This is a genomic window from Streptomyces sp. SBT349, from assembly GCF_001083795.1.
GTDB lineage: Bacteria > Actinomycetota > Actinomycetes > Streptomycetales > Streptomycetaceae > Streptomyces.
On record NZ_LAVK01000571.1, the window covers coordinates 1 to 2,718 of the forward strand.

The following is a 2,718-nucleotide window of genomic DNA, read 5'->3' on the forward strand; positions in this document are numbered from 1 at the left end:
GTCGGCGTCCAGGCCGTGCAGGTACTGCCAGCGGATCTTCTCCAGCGACTGCGCCTCGCGCGCCGCCGCCTCGTTCTCGGCGCGGTCGGCCTGCCCGCCCGGCGGCGCCGGAGCGGGCGCCGTACCCGCCGCCGAAGAGGACGGCGTGGACCAGGAGGTGGTGGAGGCGGTGCAGGGGCGCGCGGGCGGCGCGGCCGGGGAGGGGGCGGATCTCCTCGTACGCCGCCAGCAGGCGGCCGAGGTGGGCGCAGCCGAAGAGTTCGAGGAGCGCGAGGTCCGTCTCCGGATGGCCGCCCTGGGCGGCCGGGTCGATCAGGTGCGGGCGCCCGTCGGCCGCCCACAGGACGTTTCCCGCCCAGAGGTCGCCGTGGATCACCGCGGGCGGCCGGGGGTCCCCCGCCACCTCGCCGATCCGCGCGCAGAGCCGTTCCACGTCGGCCGCGTCCCGCTCCCCGATCCCGCCGCCGTCCCGCGCCAGCCGCAGCGCCGGCAGCAGCCGGTGCTCGGCGTGGAACGCGGGCCACGCGGCCGGGTCCGCCACCGGCGGCGCGGGCGTGGACAGCGGGAGCGTCCCCAGGTACAGCGGCGCCTGCCCGCCCCAGTGCGGCGCGGGCGTGGAGTGCAGCGCCGCCAGTTCACGCCCCAGGCGCTCCGCCCGCTCCGGCGTCGGGCCGCTCTCCTCGACCCACTCCAGCACCAGCAGATCGGGAACGGCGGCCAGCACGGCGGGGACGGCGACCGCGCCCGTCGTCCGCAGCACATCGAGCCCGGCCGCCTCCGCCGCGAAGAAGCCGGGGGGCGCGTGCGGCAGCGTCTTGACGAAAACGGTTCTGCCGTCGTCCAGTTCGACCCTGTGCGCGGCGCAGACGTCACCGCCGCCGACGGGGCGGATGGCGCGGGGCACCGCACCGGTCAGCGCTCCGACGCGGCGGGCCGGCAGCCCCGTTCCGTTCACGTCCTCTCCAGCACCCCCGCGCGGACGACGTCGAGCAGTCCCGCCATGCCGCCCTCGATGATCTCCAGGCAGTCGGCGAAGCCCCGGTCCTCCCCGTAGTACGGGTCGGGCACCTCGCCGTCGCCGGCCAGCAGCAGCCGCACCTTCGCCGCGTCCGCCGGGGTGGGCGCCAGCCGGCGCAGCGCCCGCAGGTGGCCGCGGTCCAGCGCCACCACCAGGTCGAGGCGGCCGAACCACTCCGCGTCGAACCACCGCGCGATGTGGTCGTCCCGGCCCGCCTCGTACCCCGCCGTGCGCAGCGCGGCGGTGGCGCGCGGGTCGGCGGGCTCGCCCGCGTGCCAGTCGCCGGTGCCCGCGCTGTCGACCACGACGCGTTCGGCCAGCCCCTCCTCCCCGAGCCGCGCCCGCAGGACGACCTCGGCCATGGGTGAACGGCAGATGTTGCCGGTGCAGACGAAACAGACGCGGTACGGGTCAGTCGTCGTCACGGTCGAGCACCATGTTGACCGCCCAGGAGACGACCGAGATGATCAAACCGCCCAGTACGGCGGCCCCGAAGCCGTCGACCTCGAAGGAGTCGCCGGCGATCCAGCCCGTCAGCATGAGCATCAGGGCGTTGATCACCAGCGTGAACAGGCCGAGGGTCAGGATCAGCAGGGGCAGGGAGAACAGTTTCACGATGGGCTTGACGATGAGATTCACCAGGCCGAAGATCAGCGCGACGATCAGCAGCGTGGCCGTCTTGCTGCCGGTGCCGGCGTCGTCCTCGCCGAGGGTGATGTCGCCCAGCAGCCACACGGCCACGCCGAGCGCCACCGCGTTGGCGACGAACCGGATCAGGATGCTTGTCATAGAGGAGATCGTTGCAGATGGCACCGGTGGCGCAAGGGGGATGAGGGCATGAAGGAGTTCCGGCTGGACCGGCTGGAGGCGGAACGGCTCGCCCACAACGGCGCGTACCTGCGTTTCCTTCGCGAGCGCAACATATCGATCGGCCTCTACGCGCTCGACGCGGGACAGCAGGACACCCAGCGCCCGCAGCGGCAGGACGTGGTGAACTTCGTGGTCAGCGGCCGGGCGTCGATGACGGTGGGCGGGGAGACGACCACCGTGGCGCGCGGCAGCGTGGTCTACGTGCCCGCCGGGGCGCCCGCCAGGTTCCACCACATCAGCGAGGACCTGCGGGTGATGGTGATCTTCTCGCCGCCCGAGGGCTGACCGGCCGGGCGGGCCCGGCCGCCCGCACCACCGGGGGGCGGCCGTTCTCAGGGTCGGATCAGGGGACGGTCAGGGGACGACCGGGGCCGGTGGGGCTCCCGGCACCGGCCCCACGCGCTTAGCATCAAGGTGTCGGGTACGTGCGGAACAGGAGCCGTGGCAATGAAGAGCGCCTTTATGACACTGCCGTGGTGGGTGCGGTGGATCGCCATCCCCGCCATCGCGCTGGTGGTCTTCGGCACCCTGCTGATCGGCGTGATCACCTGGGTCCTCGGCATGCTCTTCAAGGTCCTGCTGTTCGCCGCGCTGGTCGCCATCCTCATCTTCGTGGTCCGGAAGCTCACCTCTTCCTCCTCCTCCGGTGGCGGTTGGTAGCCGCGCGATCGGCCCCGACCCCCGCCCCCGCGGCGCCCCCCCCGCCGCCGCCCGAGGCGACCCCGCCGAAGCCGCCGACGCACATGAGCAGCACCCCGGGGACGACGTGGTGGATGTGCTGCCCGCCCGAGGAGATGTCGTGGAACGGCCCGCGCCCGGCGCGGATCAGC

The 2,718-nt window shown here is 73.7% G+C and carries 5 protein-coding genes and 1 pseudogene; 3 read left to right on the top strand and 3 right to left on the bottom strand.

Annotated features, from left to right (window positions below; translation table 11 throughout):
• The 3 genes from ADY01_RS34700 to ADY01_RS34710 all read right to left on the bottom strand — a co-directional run.
• Window positions 1-955, bottom strand: a 955-nt coding sequence (locus ADY01_RS34700) for a fructosamine kinase family protein (RefSeq protein WP_063784475.1), incomplete at its 3' end; no start/stop codon positions are given.
• Window positions 952-1,443 (bottom strand): low molecular weight protein-tyrosine-phosphatase, encoded by a 492-nt coding sequence (locus ADY01_RS34705; RefSeq protein WP_267888501.1) that lies wholly within the window; start codon window positions 1,441-1,443, stop codon window positions 952-954. The genes ADY01_RS34700 and ADY01_RS34705, both read right to left, overlap by 4 nt.
• Entirely contained in the window at window positions 1,430-1,807 is a 378-nt protein-coding gene (locus tag ADY01_RS34710) for a phage holin family protein (protein WP_049580780.1), read from the bottom strand. Before ADY01_RS34710 ends, ADY01_RS34705 begins: the two co-directional genes overlap by 14 nt.
• A gap of 48 nt (window positions 1,808-1,855) precedes the next feature.
• Here ADY01_RS34710 and ADY01_RS34715 point away from each other — a divergent pair, with 48 nt between their 5' ends.
• From ADY01_RS34715 to ADY01_RS41160, 3 genes and pseudogenes are all read left to right on the top strand, one after another.
• Window positions 1,856-2,173, top strand: coding sequence for a cupin domain-containing protein (locus tag ADY01_RS34715; RefSeq protein WP_049580782.1), 318 nt, complete (start codon window positions 1,856-1,858; stop codon window positions 2,171-2,173).
• Between the two features lie 162 nt (window positions 2,174-2,335).
• Window positions 2,336-2,548, top strand: coding sequence for a DUF5326 family protein (locus ADY01_RS34720; protein WP_049580784.1), 213 nt, complete (start codon window positions 2,336-2,338; stop codon window positions 2,546-2,548).
• Window positions 2,535-2,718: pseudogene (locus ADY01_RS41160) on the top strand (hypothetical protein); the annotation flags it as partial. The gene ADY01_RS34720 and the pseudogene ADY01_RS41160, both read left to right, overlap by 14 nt.